This is a genomic window from Mesorhizobium monacense (assembly GCF_056781675.1).
This window is the reverse complement of record NZ_CM165567.1, coordinates 2,358,685-2,375,758: the sequence shown is the minus strand read 5'-3', so window position 1 is coordinate 2,375,758 and position 17,074 is coordinate 2,358,685. Positions and strand designations below refer to the sequence as shown.

At 63.3% G+C, this 17,074-nt stretch carries 13 protein-coding genes and 2 tRNA genes; 9 read left to right on the top strand and 6 right to left on the bottom strand.

All coding sequences use genetic code 11. From position 1 onward, the window contains the following. Positions 1-430 precede the first annotated feature (430 nt). Together AC1RUK_RS11400 and AC1RUK_RS11395 are read left to right on the top strand one after the other, a co-directional pair. Positions 431-4,108 carry a S8 family serine peptidase gene (locus AC1RUK_RS11400; RefSeq protein ID WP_481835554.1) on the top strand — a complete coding sequence of 1,226 codons (3,678 nt, stop codon included), beginning with the start codon at positions 431-433 and terminating at the stop codon, positions 4,106-4,108. A gap of 64 nt (positions 4,109-4,172) precedes the next feature. Then, positions 4,173-5,630 (top strand): ComEC/Rec2 family competence protein, encoded by a 1,458-nt coding sequence (locus AC1RUK_RS11395; RefSeq protein ID WP_481835555.1) that lies wholly within the window; start codon positions 4,173-4,175, stop codon positions 5,628-5,630. 68 nt (positions 5,631-5,698) lie between these two features. Here AC1RUK_RS11395 and AC1RUK_RS11390 read toward each other — a convergent pair. Then, positions 5,699-5,780 (bottom strand) — tRNA-Val (locus tag AC1RUK_RS11390). A 166-nt stretch (positions 5,781-5,946) separates the two neighbouring features. Between AC1RUK_RS11390 and AC1RUK_RS11385 the strand changes: the two genes are divergently transcribed. From AC1RUK_RS11385 to AC1RUK_RS11375, 3 genes are all read left to right on the top strand, one after another. Then, the gene (locus tag AC1RUK_RS11385) at positions 5,947-6,168 is read left to right on the top strand and encodes a hypothetical protein (RefSeq protein ID WP_481840241.1); all 222 of its coding nucleotides are present in this window, start codon (positions 5,947-5,949) and stop codon (positions 6,166-6,168) included. Next, positions 6,165-6,473, top strand: a complete 309-nt coding sequence (locus AC1RUK_RS11380) for a hypothetical protein (RefSeq protein WP_481835557.1) — start codon at positions 6,165-6,167, stop codon at positions 6,471-6,473. The genes AC1RUK_RS11385 and AC1RUK_RS11380 overlap by 4 nt, the downstream gene beginning before the upstream one ends. 277 nt (positions 6,474-6,750) lie before the next feature. After that, positions 6,751-7,638: a PhzF family phenazine biosynthesis protein gene (locus AC1RUK_RS11375; protein WP_481835558.1), complete on the top strand. Its 888-nt coding sequence runs from the start codon at positions 6,751-6,753 to the stop codon at positions 7,636-7,638. 182 nt (positions 7,639-7,820) lie between these two features. Here the strand turns inward: AC1RUK_RS11375 and AC1RUK_RS11370 are convergent. Both AC1RUK_RS11370 and AC1RUK_RS11365 read right to left on the bottom strand, forming a co-directional pair. Beyond that, positions 7,821-7,895 (bottom strand) — tRNA-Val (locus AC1RUK_RS11370). Between the two features lie 135 nt (positions 7,896-8,030). Continuing rightward, positions 8,031-8,714: a phosphoglycolate phosphatase gene (locus AC1RUK_RS11365; protein ID WP_481835559.1), complete on the bottom strand. Its 684-nt coding sequence runs from the start codon at positions 8,712-8,714 to the stop codon at positions 8,031-8,033. Positions 8,715-8,903: 189 nt separating this feature from the next. On the opposite strand from AC1RUK_RS11365, the gene rpiA reads away from it, so the two are divergent. The 3 genes from rpiA (at position 8,904) to gor (ending at position 11,736) form a co-directional block, all read left to right on the top strand. Further along, a complete protein-coding gene (rpiA, locus tag AC1RUK_RS11360) occupies positions 8,904-9,635 on the top strand; it encodes a ribose-5-phosphate isomerase RpiA (protein WP_481835560.1) in 732 nt (243 codons plus the stop codon). Then, positions 9,622-10,227 (top strand): DUF2059 domain-containing protein, encoded by a 606-nt coding sequence (locus AC1RUK_RS11355; RefSeq protein ID WP_481835561.1) that lies wholly within the window; start codon positions 9,622-9,624, stop codon positions 10,225-10,227. The genes rpiA and AC1RUK_RS11355 overlap by 14 nt, the downstream gene beginning before the upstream one ends. Before the next feature lie 117 nt (positions 10,228-10,344). After that, positions 10,345-11,736, top strand: coding sequence for a glutathione-disulfide reductase (gene gor / locus AC1RUK_RS11350; RefSeq protein ID WP_481835562.1), 1,392 nt, complete (start codon positions 10,345-10,347; stop codon positions 11,734-11,736). A 63-nt stretch (positions 11,737-11,799) separates the two neighbouring features. On the opposite strand, the gene mgtE is transcribed toward gor, so the two are convergent. Both mgtE and AC1RUK_RS11340 read right to left on the bottom strand, forming a co-directional pair. Continuing rightward, complete coding sequence (gene mgtE, locus AC1RUK_RS11345; RefSeq protein ID WP_481835563.1) at positions 11,800-13,164, bottom strand: magnesium transporter; 1,365 nt, start codon at positions 13,162-13,164, stop codon at positions 11,800-11,802. Positions 13,165-13,452: 288 nt separating this feature from the next. Beyond that, positions 13,453-15,351, bottom strand: coding sequence for an ABC transporter ATP-binding protein/permease (locus AC1RUK_RS11340; protein ID WP_481835564.1), 1,899 nt, complete (start codon positions 15,349-15,351; stop codon positions 13,453-13,455). A 585-nt stretch (positions 15,352-15,936) separates the two neighbouring features. Between AC1RUK_RS11340 and AC1RUK_RS11335 the strand changes: the two genes are divergently transcribed. Next, entirely contained in the window at positions 15,937-16,371 is a 435-nt protein-coding gene (locus AC1RUK_RS11335) for a hypothetical protein (RefSeq protein WP_481835565.1), read from the top strand. Between the two features lies 1 nt (position 16,372). Here AC1RUK_RS11335 and AC1RUK_RS11330 read toward each other — a convergent pair whose 3' ends face one another. Further along, complete coding sequence (locus AC1RUK_RS11330) at positions 16,373-17,053, bottom strand: DsbA family oxidoreductase (RefSeq protein ID WP_481835566.1); 681 nt, start codon at positions 17,051-17,053, stop codon at positions 16,373-16,375. Positions 17,054-17,074: the final 21 nt, after the last annotated feature.

Sequence of the window (17,074 nt, the reverse complement as noted above, 5' to 3'; positions counted from 1 at the left end):
ACATCATCAAAGCCCGGCGTTCATGTAAGGCCGCAGCCGAAGCACGGAAGGCCGTCTGCACGCGCGGCGGGAGGTGGCCGGGAGCGCGCAGACGGCAGCTGTGCAAATGATTAGGTGCTAAAAAAACCGCCTTGGAGCGGCTGCCTTTTCGAAGTCTGGGAAACTTCGGTTCGAAGCAGCCGGCCGAAGTGGAACCCCTGGCCACATTCGTGCGGAAGCCGCCGGCCATCTGTGAAGTCCGTCACAGAGACACCTGTCGAATGGCGCGAATGTCATGCAGCCGGCAATCGGCAATATTTGAATGACAAACGATCCTGGAACATAGCCGTCGCGGCATCAGTTGTTTGGTGGTTTGCCACCCACACTTGCCAGCACCTGACAGTCGAGACTACGATTTCTACTTCAACCGATTGGGAAGGCGGAGCATGCCATGGCGACGGCAGCGGGACTCCTGATCAAGGTGCGCGGCGACGGCACCGGCTTTGCCGCGGGCAGCCGGTCATTGCGCCTCGGGGCGGTCGACGTCGAGCCAATCCTGCGCGTGCCGCCAGGCGCTTCGGGCGGCAATCTCGGCGCCGGTGCCGATCGCGGCGCGACCTGGCTAAGGCTAAGCGCCAAGGCCGGTTCGGAAAACCCCTGGGACGATGCCCATGCCCTTGCCGGCCACGGCCAGGCTTTCGCGGCGGCAGGCAGCCCTGAAGTCCTGGCCGTGGAGCCCGACATCCTTCAGCACTGGGACTACAGGGACGCCAATGGCGATCGTGGCATGGCGGCGAGCGCCAGTCCGGCCTGCACCTTCGATGACCAGGACCCCGCAGGCGGGCAGGCGACGATGCCGGGCGTCGTCGCCTGGAATGCCGGAGCGGCCTTCAGCCAGTTCGCCACGGCCCGCACCAAGGTCGGCGCCAAGCAGGCCAAGATCACCATCGCCCATCTCGATACCGGCTTCGATCCGGGGCATCGCACTTTGCCCGCCGGACTGCTCACCGCGCAGCAGCGCAATTTCGTCAATGACGGCGCCGGCCCGAACGACGCCACCGATCATGCCCCCGCAGGGGGTCTCGCCAGCAATCGCGGCCACGGCACCGGCACGCTCAGCCTGCTCGCCGGCAACAAGCTCGACGGCACCTCGCCGAATTGGCCGGGCTTCAAGGATTTCGTCGGCGCCGCCCCCCAGGCAAACATCATCCCGGTGCGCATCGCCGACTGGGTGGTGCGGCTCACCACCGGCACAATGGTGCAAGGCATCGACTATGCTCGCGCGAAAGGCGCGCAGGTGCTGTCGATGAGCATGGGCGGCTTCACCTCGCAAGCGCTGGTCGATGCGGTCAACCTTGCCTATGACAACGGCGTCGTCATGGTCACCGCCGCCGGCAACAACTTTACGATCACGCCGCGGAGCATCGTCTTTCCGGCCCGCTACAATCGCGTGCTGGCTGCCTGCGGCGTGATGGCCGACGGCCGCGCCTATTCCGGCCTGAGCTTCGGCACGATGCAGGGCAATTACGGGCCGCAATCGAAGATGAAGACGGCGCTCGGCGCCTACACGCCGAACGTGCCGTGGGCGGAGATCGACTGCGCCAAGATCGTCGACATGGATGGCAGCGGCACATCGGCGGCGACGCCGCAGATCGCCGCCGCTGCCGCGCTGTGGCTGGCCGAGCACTGGGACGTCGTGAAGAATTATTCGCAAACCTGGATGCGGATCGAGGCGGTCCGCTTCGCGCTGTTTTCCGCGGCGTCGAAGACCACGGCCAAGATGGGGGCGGCGGAGACACTTAAAAAGATCGGCCAGGGCGTTGTCCGGGCGGATGCTGCGCTCTCGGTCATGCCACCGGCCGAGAACAAACTCCGCAGATTGCCTCCGGCGGAATATTCCTGGGCCTGGCTGGATTTCATCACCGGGGGGGGCAACTCCGTGGCGGCGAGGTCGCCCACCGACATCATGCACCGAAAAATGCTGGCGCTGGAACTGACCCAAATGGCGCAACGCGTCGCGTCGGTCGACCAGGCGATCACCGATCCGGATGTCGACCCCAGCAAGATCTCGGCCGCCGCGCGCAACCGCTACCTGGAAGCCGCGCTCGACGACGGCAAACCGTCCGGGCCGCTGCGGACCTTTCTCGAAGGCGCGCTGGGACGGCCTGGCGCCAGCCCTCCTGCGCCGGCGGCGACGAAACCGGCGGCCCAGATCAAGCGCAAGCCGCGCGCGCTGCCGCCGCCGAAGCGCCGCCTGCGCATCTATGCGCTCGATCCTTCCATCGCCAAGCAGCTGGATTCAATATCCGTCTTCCAGGCGACCCTTTCCGTTCCCTGGGACGACGAGCCTTCGACGGCCAAGCCGTTGCTGCGCGGTCCGGTCGGCGAATATCTCGAGGTCATCGACGTCGATCCGGCATCCAACCGCGTCTACGACCCGGTCGACCTCAACGACAAGATCCTGCTCGCCCAGGACGGCCTGCCGCCCTCGGAAGGCAATCCGCAATTCCACCAGCAGATGGTCTATGCCGTGGCCATGACCACGATCGGCCATTTCGAGCGCGCCCTGGGCCGCCGCGCGCTGTGGGCCCCGCACTATACCGGCAAGGTCGGCAGCCGTGGCAGCATGGCCATGAAGGCGCATGAAGTGCCGCGCCTGCGCATCTATCCGCACGCGCTGCGCACTGCAAACGCCTACTACAGCCCCGACAAGAAGGCGTTGCTGTTCGGCTATTTCCCGGCCGAGAGCAAGGAAGGCGACGTGACCACGCCGGGCACGACGGTGTTTTCCTGCCTGTCGAGCGACATTGTCGCGCATGAGATGTCGCATGCGCTGCTCGACGGGTTGCACCGTCTTTTCGAAGAAGCGTCCAACCCGGACGTGCCGGCCTTCCATGAGGCCTTTGCCGATATCGTGGCGCTGTTCCAGCATTTCACCCTCAAGGAACTGGTCAGCTTTGCGATTGCCAAGGCGAAGGGCGATGTGTCCGTGGCCACGCTGCTGTCCGGCATCGCCGCGCAGTTCGGCGAGGGCAGCGGCCGCGCCGGACCGCTGCGCGACTATGGCGGCCCCGGCATGGCCGCGCTCGACTACACCAAGACCTTCGAGCCGCACGACCGGGGCTCGATCCTGGTCTTTGCCGTCTACCAGGCGTTCCTGGCGATCGCCGACCGCCGCACCGACGACCTGATCCAGCTGGCGACCGGCGGCACCGGCGTGCTGCCGGCCGGCACCTTGCATCCCAGCCTGGTCGAGCGCCTGACCGACGAGACCGCCAAGATCGCCCAGCAGATGCTGACCATGTGCATTCGCGCGCTCGATTACTGCCCCGCCGTCGATATCACCTTTGGCGAATATCTGCGCGCCCTGATCACGGCCGACATCGATGCCTTCCCCGACGACCCGCTCCACTATCGCCTGGCCTTCATCGAATCCTTCCGCCGATGGAAGCTTCTGCCACGCGACGTGCGCACCATCTCGGAAGAGACGCTTGCCTGGAGCGAGCCCGACGATCCGTCACCTCCCTGGCTGAAAGGGCTGCTGGACGAAATCGACCTCGGCTGGAACCAGAAGCTCGATCGCTCCGATATCTTCGCCCTCAATGAGAAGAACCGCTATGCGATGTGGCAGGCAATGCACCGAACCTTTGCCACCCATCCGGCCCTTCACAAGGAGTTCGGACTTCTGCCCGACCTGCCGCGCTATCGCGACGACGGCACCCTTTTGGCCAAGGCAAAAAAGGGCGAGACCACCTTCAGCATCCTCAGCGTGCGTCCGACCCGTCGCGTCGAGTCCGACGGCTCGTTCCGCACCGAGGTCATCGCCGTCATTCAGCAACGCATTCCGATCGATTTCGAAGGCAAGCCCATGCCGAACGGCGTGAAGGCGGGCGACGGCTTCATCTGGTTCCGCGGCGGAGCGACGCTCATCATCGACCCGCGTGAGGGCAAGGAACGCATCCGCTATTCGATCATCAAGAACACCGGCAGTCTCGAACGGCGCAAGCGCCAGGCCGAGACCGCGACCGCGAACTACCTGTCGCCGCTGCGAGCGCTGTATTTCGGCAACGAGGTTTCCGAGCCCTTCGCCCTCCTGCATGCCAGCGATGGAGATGACGACCATGTCTAGGAGGCCGGCAACAAGAAACAGGCCGCAAGAAGCGGCGGGGGCGGCAGGGGAGGTAAGGCCCGCCGTGACGGTCCGGCACTATTGCCAGGGCATCGGCGACTGCCACCTGCTGAGCTTTCCAACGCCCGACGGCTCGCTCTTCCGCATGCTGATCGACTGCGGCGTTCATGTGTCGATCAAGGGTGGCCCGGCTCTGGTGGCGGACATCGTCGCTGACATCAAGAAGGCGACGGACGGCGGCAAGATCGACGTCCTCGTCGTCACGCATGAGCATTGGGACCATGTTTCGGGCTTCCTGACCTCGAAGGACCTGTTCGCGGGCTTTGATGTCAAAGAGGTGTGGATGGCATGGACGGAAAACCCGGCTGACCAGCAGGCCGTCGAACTCGACAAGTTCAAGGGCTCGGCCCTGACGGCGCTGCAAGGTGTGAGCCAGAGGCTCGATGCAGCCCAGGAGCCGACCGCCCATCTGGCAGGCATTCGTGACGGGTTGCAGTCGGTGCTCGGATTCCAGTTCGGGGCCGCCGGCGAAAAAGTGCGCGCGGCGCGAGACGCCGCGGCCACCCTTTCGAAGACCAAGCCAACCTATCTCGAACCAGGCAAGCCGCCGCTCTCGATCAAGGTCTTGCCCAATCTGCGCATCTACGTGCTTGGTCCGCCTCGCGACAAGGCAGCACTTCGGCTCGAGGAGAAGGCGGGCGAAATGTTTCCGCTTGCCAGCGGCGGTCCGTTCACGCGGGCGCTTGCCGCGGGGCTGAAGATGAACGACGGAGCCGGCGATGCAGACTATATCGATGAACTTAGCCCGTTCGAGCGCCACGTCGGCACAGAACTGTCGGCGGCGCTGAATGGCGACAAGGGCAGTGATCCCAGGATCGATATCGGCGCCTTTGTCCGCGAGCACTATGCGGGGCCGGTCTCCCATCCGGCGCCGACGGAGAACCCCGACCAGACATGGCGCCGCATCGACGCCGACTGGATGGGGATTGCCGCCGACCTTGCCTTGCAGCTCGATCGCGGCGTCAACAATACCAGCCTGGTCCTGGCGTTCGAGTTCACCGACACCAACAACGTGTTCCTGTTCCCGGGCGACGCCCAGATCGGCAACTGGCTGAGCTGGAAGGATTTGCAATGGCAACTGGAACAGACGACGGTGACGATAGCCGACCTCATGGCGCGCACGGTCTATCTGAAGGTTGCCCATCACGGCAGCCAGAACGCCATGCCGCAAAAACAGGGCATCGACCTTTTGACCAGCACCGATCTTTCGGCCTTCATCCCGACCAACAAGGATGACGCCAAGAAAGTCCGCTGGCACGAAATGCCCTACGACGCCATCCTGACCGCGCTAGCCGCCAAGACGAACGGCCGCGTCATCCGCGCCGACGACAAGTGGCTAGGCGACAAGAACGGCAAGCCGGCCTTTGCCTCGCCATCCGGATCGATCCGTGCGGTGCGCCACGCGCCGCGCGATGCGGCCCGGGGCGAGGGCGGGCTTTGGGTGGAGGTGGATCTGGCGTGAGGCGGGGCAAACCGCCGGCTGAAGAATGGCTGGAGCGGAGATAAGGAAACAGATCAGCGCGGGAAGAATGGTGGGCGATGCAGGGATTGAACCTGCGACCCCACCCGTGTGAAGGGTGGGCGATAACTGCTTTTATTACGAAATTCGCCCTGATCGCACAAGAACGCCGCAAGAACATCGACCTGTATCTGTGCGGAAGTTGTGCGGCCGCACAGATATGAGCATCCCCCCAGCGTTTCCATTGCTCTACCCGTACCAGCGGCGCGCGCTGCAGATCCTCATGGATCGCAAACCTTCTCACCTCGAGGAGGCCGGCGTGACCGATTTAACCCACGTCTGCCGCTGGGATCGCCAGGGGCGAAAAGGACAGCCATGCCGCGTCACCGCGCGCAGCAAGATGAACTCGATCCGCGTCGAGTTCACCGACGGCTACATGATGATCACCAGCGGCAACGCCATTCGCAAATTGAAACCCGGCGAGCGCGCCAAGAAAGCAGCCGTCGCAATGCCGCCTCGCGGCCAGGTGGCGCACCGATGACCGTCTTTGTGCACAGCGTCGTCGCTCCGCGTGGCAAATATCGGGTGTTCGAGGCCACCGGGCCTTTCCCGTCCGTGCCGAACGTCACCGACCATGATTCCTACGAGATCGCCAAGACCGTCGCCGGCGCCATGGCCGACGCCAGGGTGTTCAACGACATCGGCCGCTGCATTTTGGACAAGTCGCCAGGCCGACCAATCCTAGACGCCACCTCGCCGCCGATCGCCGTCACCACGCTCGCCGGCCTGTCCATGACGGGCGACCAAAAGCGGAAGCGCGTCTTCAACAGAAAGTTCAAGAAATGACCACCGAGCCCACCAATGTCGCCATCACTCCGATGCCAACGGCCGACGACATCGACGACATGCACCATGCGCTCGGCCGGCCGAAGAATGGCCAGCGCGGCACCTTCCGCAACCAATACTGCACCGAGAGGCCCCAGTACATTATTGGGACACAGATTCACGGTAGAAATTTGAGCGGCTTACCGTCCCGACGTTATGGCGTGAATAGGTGGATTGGAGACAGACTGCTTTGCATCGTTCATTGTGATGTAGCTGCCGAACAGACTGGACCGATGACATGCCAAATTTGCCGTTCTTCACGATCGACGTGTTCACCGGCACTCGCTTCGGCGGCAATCCTCTCGCCGTCGTAATCGGCGGCGATGCGCTGGATGATGCGACGATGCAGGCGATAGCTGCTGAATTCAATCTAAGCGAGACGACCTTTGTCTTGGCGCCTGCCGACCCAAATAATGTCGCCCGCGTCCGTATCTTCAACCGAACGGCGGAGATGGCGTTCGCCGGTCATCCGATGGTCGGCACAGCCTTCGTTGTCGCAAAGCAGCGTCCCGATCTGAGCACCGCGGTGTTCGAGATTCCCGCCGGGATTGTGCGCGTTCAGATCGAGCGCGATGCCAATGGCGCACCGGTCGGCGCCGCTATCGATGCTCCCCAACCGTTGACTATCGGAGAAACGGTTGCACCTGAGTTCATCGCTCGTGCGCTGCAATTGACGCCGGCTGACGTGGTGACAACGCACCACGCGCCCGTATCAGTCTCAAACGGCAACGCCTTTGTCGTTGCGGAAATTACAGGCGAGGCGCTGTCACGTTGCGATCCCAATCTAGCTGCGTTCCGCGAAGCTCTAGATGCCCATCCGCAGTTCGGCAGTCGCTTTCCCGTCCACGTCTATACCAAAGAGGGAAGTACGCTCCGCGCGAGGATGTTTGCGCCACTTTCCGGAACCTGGGAGGATCCAGCCACAGGAAGTGCCAACACGCCTCTCGCCTGCTTGCTGTTATCGCTCGAGCCGGACGCGCAGGAAGCCAGTTTCCAAATCCAACAGGGCGTTGAAATGGGAAGGCCCAGCCTGTTGCATGTCGATGCGCGCCGAACACCGGAGGGGATCGTTGCGACCTTGCGCGGATCATGTGTGGCGGTCATGCACGGCGAGATCGAACTATGACCGCTTACGGCTGCACGGCAATGTCGCTTTAGCGACAACAAGTGGGTGGGAACTGCCATTGCATTCAAGCGGGTACCTGCCGTGCAGCCGCGACGATGCGGCTGATGGTTGGTTCGCTGACGCCGTAAAGACGCGGAAGTTGTGCGGAAGGGAAAACGATGACTGCTAAGTGCTTGAAAAAATGGTGGGCGATGCAGGGATTGAACCTGCGACCCCACCCGTGTGAAGGGTGTGCTCTCCCGCTGAGCTAATCGCCCGCTCGTTGCCCGAAGGCCAAGCGAGCCGCGATATAAGGGAGGCTGCCTTGTGAAGTCAAGGCGATGTGCCACCATTCCGACACGGACCGAGACGGCAAGGTCGGGCAGGCGCCGGAGCCTGATTGCCTTTGGTGCTCAGTCGCCAGCCGCGGCGATCAGCCGTTCCGCCAGATCGAGCGTCAGTGCGTCGAAATGCGAGATCACCGCCGACGGTTCGAATTCGCGTACATGGCGTTCGGTGTAGCCGAAATCGACGGCCACCACAGGAATGCCGGCGGCCTTGGCGGTGTCGATGTCGGTCTGCGAATCACCGACCATCAGCGCCCGATGCGGGTCGCCGCCGGCCAGCTTGATGGTTTCGACGAGATGGCGCGGGTCGGGCTTGCGGAAGGCGAACGTGTCCTGGCCGGCGATGGCCGCAAAGTGCTTCGCCAGGCCGAGCGCATCGATCAGCGCCACCGAATTCGCCTCGTATTTGTTGGTGCAAACGGCAAGCAGATAGCCGGCCTTCTCGAACCGGGCGATCGCCTCGACGACGCCGGGGTAGGGACGCGACTTGCCGGGAATGTTGTCGGTGTAGTGGTCGAGGAACAGTTTTAGCAACCGGTCGTGCTCTTCCTCTGCCAGCGATTTCCGCTGCGCGGCGTGGGCGCGTTCGATCATCACCCGGCCGCCATGGCCGACGTAGCGCTTGAAGCCGGCTTCATCGACGGCCGCCAGTTCGCTGGCGGCGAGACTGTGGTTGAGGCTGTCGAGCAGATCCGGCGCCGTGTCGACCAGCGTCCCGTCGAGGTCGAACACGATGATCGGTCTGGTCATGGCCTGTCCTGTGGCGATTGCGACGCCTGAGGCGATAACGCCTGCGCTCCGATCAGGCAAGCCGGCCTGCCCAATCCACAGCCGATGACCGATCGAGAGAGGCGCGGCCTTTGACCGGGCGGGCAAAAATGCTAGGAGCGCGCGAACCAGCGAAACCGGACGAGACATGGGACCGCACAAGACATGGGCATGGATGCGAGGCAACTGAAGGTCGAGGCCGCTCGGGCAGCCCTTGCCCATGTGAGCGAAGGCATGCGGCTTGGCATCGGCACCGGCTCGACCGCCGAGGAGTTCGTGCGGCTGCTTGCCGAAAAGGTCGCCACCGGCCTCACCATCGTCGGCGTGCCGACGTCGGAGCGCACCGCCGCGCTCTGCCGAGAGCTTGGCGTGCCGCTGTCGACGCTCGAGGAAACGCCTGAACTCGACCTTACCGTCGACGGCGCCGACGAAGTCGACTCCGCACTAACCCTGATAAAGGGCGGCGGCGGCGCGCTGCTGCGCGAGAAGATCGTCGCGGCGGCATCCGGGCGCATGATCGTCATTGCCGACCGTTCGAAAATGGTCGAGACCCTCGGCCGTTTCCCACTGCCGATCGAGGTCAATCAATTCGGCCTGCGGGCGACCGAAATCGCGGTCGGCGCAGCGGCCAAAAGTCTCGGTCTTTCCGGTCCGATTACATTGAGGATGACGGGGGGCCAGCCTTTTGTTACAGACGGCGGCCATTTTATCCTCGATGCATCTTTTGGCCGCATTCCGGATACAAGAGCGCTTTCGAATGCTCTCCACGCCATACCGGGCGTCGTCGAGCACGGTCTTTTCATCGGGCTGGCGTCAGCGGCCATCATTGCCGGCGGCGACGGCATCCAAACCGTCCATGCCGCCCGAAAACCAGGGAGTTCTACCGACCATGATGTTGCATAACCGGGTTCGCAGCCTTTCGGCCATTCTGGTGGCTTCGGCCGTCTTCGCGTTTTCTTCGCCTGTCTTCGCGCAGGACGTGACCGAATCGCACCTGAAGGCAGCACGCGCCGCCGTCGCCGCGATCCACGCGACCGACCCGTTCGACAACATCCTGCCGCAGGCTGCCGCCGCTTTGGAACAGCAGTTGATCCAGAAGAACCCGGACATGCAGGAACTGATCGGCAAGACCATCACCGACAAGGCGATGGCATTGGCCTCGCGCCGCGCCGACCTCGAGAAGGAAGCAGCCCTTGCCTATGCCAAGGTCTTCTCCGAGAAGGAACTCAACGACATCGCCGCCTTCTACAGCTCCGATTCCGGCAAGAAGCTGCTCGACAGCGGCCCGACCGTGACGCGTGACCTGGTGAAGGCCGCCGACATCTGGCAGAACGGCCTTGCCCGCGATCTCGCCCAGCAGGTCGGCGAAACGCTGGCCGCGGCGGCGAAGGCCAATGCGCCGGCTGCGCCCGCTGACGCCACGGCCCCCGCGGCCCCCGCCGACGGCGCTGCCCCGGCTGGCGGCGACGCGCCCGCCGACAACACGCAGAACTGATCCCGCTTTTCCAATGGCCTGAGCGCCGCTGGACCACAAAGCCCGGTTTATCCGGGCTTTTCTTTTGGCTGTTGGCAGCCTACCTGTCTCAAGCGTTTTGAAGGCAAGGAACAGTCTATGGCCGGTTACGACTACGATCTTATCGTCATCGGCGGCGGCTCCGGCGGGGTGAGGGCGGCGCGCGTCGCGGCCGCGCTCGGCAAGCGCGTCGGCATAGCCGAGGAATACCGCTATGGCGGCACCTGCGTCATTCGCGGCTGCGTGCCGAAGAAGCTCTACGTCTATGCCTCGCAATTCCCCGAGCATTTTGCCGACGCCGCCGGCTATGGCTGGACGGTGCCCGAGGCCAGCTTCGACTGGCCGACGCTGGTCGCCAACAAGGATCGTGAGATCGCCCGGCTCGAAGCCATCTACGAGAAGAATGTGAAAGGCGCCGGCGGCGAGACCTTCCATTCGCGCGCCATGCTGGTCGACCCGCATGTGGTGCACCTTCTCGGCGAGGATCGCACCGTCACCGCCGATCAGATCCTGATCGCCACCGGCGGCCGCCCGGCGCCGCATCCCGCACTCGTCGGCCACGAGCATTGCATCTTTTCCAACGAGGCCTTCGACCTCAAGAAATTGCCGAAGGCAATCATGATCGAGGGCGGCGGCTATATCGCCGTCGAATTCGCCAACATCTTCCATGGGCTCGGCGTCGACACCACGCTGGTCTATCGCGGCAAGGAGATCCTCTCGCGCTTCGACATGGACCTGCGGCGCACGCTGCACGAAACCATGGAAAAGAAGGGGATAAAGATCCTCTGCCACGCCGTGTCGGAATGGGTCCGCAAGCGGCCGGACGGCAGGCTCGACGCTTTAGTCACCGGCGGCAAGGTGCTGACTGTCGACCAGGTCATGCTCGCCATCGGCCGCATCCCCAACACCGAGAATATGGGGCTGGAAGGCGTCGGCATCGAACTCGGCAGGACCGGCGCCATCGTTGTCGACCAATACTCCCGCACCAACATCGACAACATCTGGGCGATCGGCGACGTCACCAACCGCGTACAATTGACGCCGGTGGCGATCCACGAGGCGATGTGTTTCATCGAGACCGCCTTCAAGGGTAATCCGACCGCGCCCGACCACGAAACAATCCCGACGGCGGTGTTCTCGCAACCCGAGATCGGCACCGTCGGCCTGGCGGAAGACGAGGCGGTCAAGCGCTTCTCCGACATCGAAATCTACCGCGCCTCATTCCGCCCGATGCGCCACACGCTATCCGGCCGCGACGAGAAGATGCTGATGAAGCTGGTGGTCGACGGCGCTTCGAAGAGAGTGCTCGGCGCTCACATCCTCGGGCCAGACGCCGGCGAAATGGCGCAACTTCTCGGCATTCCGCTGAAGGCCGGGCTGACCAAGGACGACTTCGACCGCACCATGGCCGTGCATCCGACGGCGGCGGAAGAACTGGTCACCATGTACAAGCCGACCTACCGCGTGAAGGACGGTCAGCGCGTCGATTGACGCGCTTCGCGACTAGAGCTCATCGCGACAAAAAGGTTGCCGCGATGGGAGTGCTTGGCGTTGCTACAGCAGCGTGCCGTGCAGGATGACCAGCGCCACCGAGAAATAGATCACCAGCCCGGTGACGTCGACCAGCGTGGCGACGAACGGTGCCGACGCGCTGGCGGGATCGAAGCCGATGCGTTTCAGCGCGAACGGCAACATCGATCCCGACAGCGAGCCGAAGGTGACGATGCCGACCAGTGCCGCGCCGACGGTCGCCGCGATCAGCTCCCAGTGCGGGCCGTAGTCGTAGAAGCCGAAATACTGCCACAGCGTGATGCGGCAGACGCCGACGACGCCGAGGATCGATCCGAGCACCAGGCCGGTCGGCAGTTCGCGCAAGGCGACCCGCCACCAGTCGCCAAGACCGATCTCGCGCAGCGCCAGCGCGCGGATGACCAGCGAGGTCGCCTGCGAGCCGGAATTGCCGCCGGAGCTCATGATCAGCGGGATGAACAAGGTGAGCACGATCGCCTTTTCCAGCTCGCCTTCATAGCTCTGCATCGCATTGGCGGTCAGCATCTCGCTGATGAACAGCGCGCAAAGCCAGCCGGCGCGCTTCTGGATCATGGCGAGAAAGCTCATCTTCATGTAGGGCTCGTCGAGCGCCTCCATGCCGCCGAAACGATGCACGTCCTCGGTCGTCTCCTCGATCATCGTGTCGATGATGTCGTCGATGGTGACGATGCCGAGGATCTTGCCGTGGTCAATGACGGGGACGGCGAGCAGGTCGTATTTGGAGATCAGTTGCGCCACCTTCTCGCTGTCGGTGAGCGGCGAGACCGTCACCGGCGCGCGATCCAGCGCGACATCCATCACCAGATCGTCCGGATCGCCTGTGATCAGCCGGCGCAGGCCGGTCGAGCGCACCAGGACATGCGTCTCGGGATCGACGATGTAGATCGCGTAGATGGTCTCGCGCGTCCGCTCGACCTTGCGGATGTAGTCCAGCGTGCGGCCCACGGTCCAGTCCGAGGGCACGCTGACGAACTCCGTCGTCATCAGGGATGCGGCGCTGCCTTCGGGATAGCCCAGAATGGCAAGCAGCGTAGCGCGCAGCGGCGGCGCGAGTTCGACAAGCAGTTCGGAACGGGCCGGCTCCTCCAGCTCGCGCAGAATGTCGGCGGCACGGTCGACCGACATCCCAGTCAGCAACTTGCCGGCCTTGGCGCGCGGCAGCGCCTCGACAAGCTCGGATGCGCCGTCGAGTTCCGGCTGGTCGAAGATCTCGACCAACCGCTCGAAGGGCACTTGGCAAAGTAGCTCGATCGCCGTTTCGCGAGGCTCGCGGTTAAGCGCCTCGACGACGTCGGCGACGTGATCGTTTGCAAGGATACGGGCGATGGCGACGGCCTCGTCGCCCGCTACGGGGGAAAGTTCGTTCATTGGTTCACTCCTTGCCGTCCGGCAAGACGTGAACCGTCAAGGTCACGTCTAGGCGGACGGCGGTTGCGTTCGACTACTGTCGCCAGGCATGGCGCGGTGACCTTTCTGCTCGCGGGTTCGGGTTGGAATTCTGCGAGCCGGCGGCAACATAGGAGCGCGTCCTGCCGAGTCAATCGCAACGACGGGCAAAAGCGACACCGGAGAGGCGGGATCGCGAGACTGTGATCGCCGCGAGGTGGCGCTACCGCGGCTGATGCAGCCGACGGGCAAGGAGGCGCGGTGGTGGGGTTATTTCTGCTTCAGCCGGCGCGGGAAGCGCAGCCATTTGTCCTCAACCGGCCTTGGGACCGGCCTTGGCTGTGCGAGGATGGTGGTGAGCTCGCGCGGCAGGCTCGGAGCCAGCGGCTTCTTGGTGGCGACGCCATCCGAGATCGCGACCACGCTGTGGTAGAACTCGGCGCCGGACAGCGAGCGAGGCGGCGTGGCCTCGTGCATGACGCTGATCACCGTGACATCGGGGCAATTGTCCTTGATCGCCTGGTGGAAAGCGATCTTGCCTTCTGGATCGAGCGCGCCGGTTGCCTCGTCGAGGAACAGCAGCCCAGGCTGCTGCAGGATGATGCGGGCGACCACCAGCTTCTGCTTCTGGCCACCTGAAAGAACGTGGTCCCAGTTCTTTCCCTCGCGGCTTTCATCGGCCATGTGCTCGATGAAGTCGCCAAGGCCGGCCTTGTGCAAGGCCGATGCGACCTGCGCATCGCCATGATCGTGCTCGGAGCCGGGCAGGCAGACCAGCTGCTTCAGCGTGACCTGCTGCAGCTTGACCTCCTGGGCGGCATAGAAAATCCTGATGCCTTCCGGGAAGACGATGGTGCCGCGGCCATAGGGCCACAGGCCGTTGATCGCCTTGATCAGCGAGGTCTTGCCGCACCCCGATTCGCCTTTGAGGAACGTCCATTCGCCACGCCTGAAGCGCAGGTTCGCCGCGCTCAGGAATGGCGTCGCGTCCTCGCCCTGATGCGCCAGTTCGAGCTTCTGGATGGTCAGGCCGAAAACCGGGTTCTGGCGATCGTAGCGGAAGTCGGAACGGCCGGTCTGGCTGTAGAACTCCTGTGGATGCTGGACGTTCTCGATGGCGTTCGCCAGTTCGGTCACACGCTGGCTGTTGGCCCGCAATGTCGCGATATTCGGCATGACATGGATGAACCACGAACATTGGCTGATCAGAGAATTGACCATTTCGGAGCCGGTGATGTAGCCCTTGAGATCGAAGCCGTTGTGGATGAACGGAACAAGGCCCGGCCCGTAAGCAACGATGCGGGCACCAATGAAATTGTAGATCAGCTCGAACGAATTGTAGCTGGTGTTGACGATGTTCAGTCGCGCCCAGGTGCGGTCGATATCGACATAGAGCCGGCTGTGCATCGACTTCTGCACATTCTCGCCCTGCGAGGCGGCGACGTGGAAACTGCGGCGCAGGAAAGTGGTCAGTTCGCCGCGATAGCTGCCCTCGGACTGCTGCATCCTGACGTTGAGGCGTTCCAGCAGTCTGCCCAGTTTGACCGCGATCCAGGTGTTCAGCGGCACATAGGTGGCGACGGCCAGGAAAGCCAGAACCGCGCTGCCGTAGCTGCCGAGGAATCCCAGTCCTCTCACTTCCACCGAGGTCTCCAGCAGCTTCTGGCCGACGAAGTAGAGTGATGTGGCAACTGCCAGGACCCCCATGGCGAGGCCGATGGCGCCCCCGGTCATGTCCTTGATCGATTCCTGGATGCGCTGGTCGATGTTGTCGGGAGCAGCGTTGCCGGACGAACCATGCTGGGCGTGGAAATGCGTGTGATTGGTGTCGAGCAGCGCTTCGTTGAAGCGGCTGTCCAGCCAGCCGCGCCATTTGCGATGCAACGTCGCCGAAACGAGGCTGCGGATGCCGGTGAAGCCCGCGTCCTTGAGGATGACCAACAAGACCAGGATGCCGGCGTTGGTCAGCAGCGACTTCAGTGGTGTGGTATTTGCGGCATCGTGGAAAAAAGCGATCGAATTGACCAGTTCACCCGATGCTTCGGCGAACCACACGCCCGATTTGCTGGACAGTGCCGTGAGCAATGCGATGACGAGGGTGAGTGTCCAGGCTTCCTTCCAGCGGTCGGAGAACCAGTAGGCCCGCATCAGCCCCCAGAAGCTGCGCATCGACGACACCGGCGTCAGGGGCGATGGCCTTGCGGCCTCGCTAGCTAGTTCTGCCGGTACTGTACGTTGCGGTCTGCCGACCCGAATCACGATCCCGCCCAAACCTTTTCTAGTTTTGTTACGGATAGTAACACCAATTGATCATTTTCTATTAATTTTCTCCCGGCCTCTGTGAACACGCGCACGCAACGTTGCCCTGGAGCAACAGGTCGGGCTTCGGAAGCGGCACACGGAAAACGGATTATTGGTATTTTTTCCAATAGGTTGAGCAGCTATGGCGGCGTTCGCTCTCACCTTCCCTTAGGGAAGCCTTTCACACGATTTTGTGAACCTTTTCGCCTTGCCGAGCGGCCGATTTTCCTACGAAGGACTGACTGGCAGGTCCCCAAATCGGGCTATCCCCGACCACTCCAGTAGTACTCTCGTGATGGGCTCGCGGGCAGCCGAACCTGCATCGATTCGTCTCGCACGAAGCGTTCTGAGGCGCGGGCAGGTCGCGCCTCCCCAGATGCACGGCAAACCGCGTTTGACAATGCAGCCGTCCGGATCGAACCTGATCCATACATTTGGCGTAGGGGGTCTTCCATGTCTGCACGAACATTTTCAGTCGCAATGCTCGCGGCTTTCATCTGGCAGCCTCTGGCGCATGCCGGCAGCCAGACCATTCCGGCGAGCGCCGAAGGCCAGATCGAATTCAACACGCCATCGGGCAATATCGGCTGCATCTACACGCCGAAGGGCGGCACCAGCACCTATCAACCGCAGGACGGCGGGCCGGAACTGAGTTGCTCGCGCATCGCGCCGAGCTACGTCACCGTCATTCTTGGGCCGAAGGGACCGGCGACGCAGATCAAGAACCCCGGCGAGCAAGGCTGTTGCGGCGACGTCGCCAAGCTGGCTTACGGGAACAGCTGGAAGAAGGGGCCGTTCTCCTGCCAGTCGTCGACCAAGGGGCTTACCTGCAGCGGTAGCAACGGTCATGGCTTCTTCGTCAGCAAAGCCAAGGTGACGGTTAAGTGAGCTAGCTCGCCGTTTCCAACTCGCCTCGCGCCTTGGCCGCCGCGACCTGGCGGATGGCGTCTGCAAGCGTGTCGGCGTCCTGCGCGCCCATCACCGCATATTTGCCTTCGAGCAGGAAGCACGGCACGCCGGTAATGCCCATGCGCGAAGCCGTGGTGATTTCGGTGCGCACAGCCTCGACATCGGCGTCGGTCGGCAGCAGCGTTTCGACGACGGAGGCGTCCATGCCGGCTTCACGCGCGGCTTCGGCCAGCACGCCATGGTCGCCGATATTGGCGCCTTCCTCGAAATTCAACTGGAACAGGCGGCGCACCAGCCGGTTCTGCGCGGCATCGCCGGCAGCACCTGCCCAGCGGATGACGCGGTGGGCGTCGAGCGTATTGGGCGCTACCTTGATGGCGTCGAAGGCGAAATGGATCCCTTCGGCCTCGCCCAGCGGCTCGATGCGGGCATGGATCTCACGGATGCGCTGTTCGCTGCCGAACTTGGCCAGCATGTATTCGCGGCGATCCTTGCCTTCGGGCGGGATGGTCGGGTCGAGCTGGAACGGCCGCCAGCGCACATTGACGTCAATGTCGCCAACGGCGTCGATCGCCTTGTCGAGCCGCTTCTGGCCGATGAAGCACCACGGGCAGACGACATCGGACACAACGTCGACCGTGATCGAGTTCCCGTCGCTCATCTTCATCTCCTGTCTGGAAGG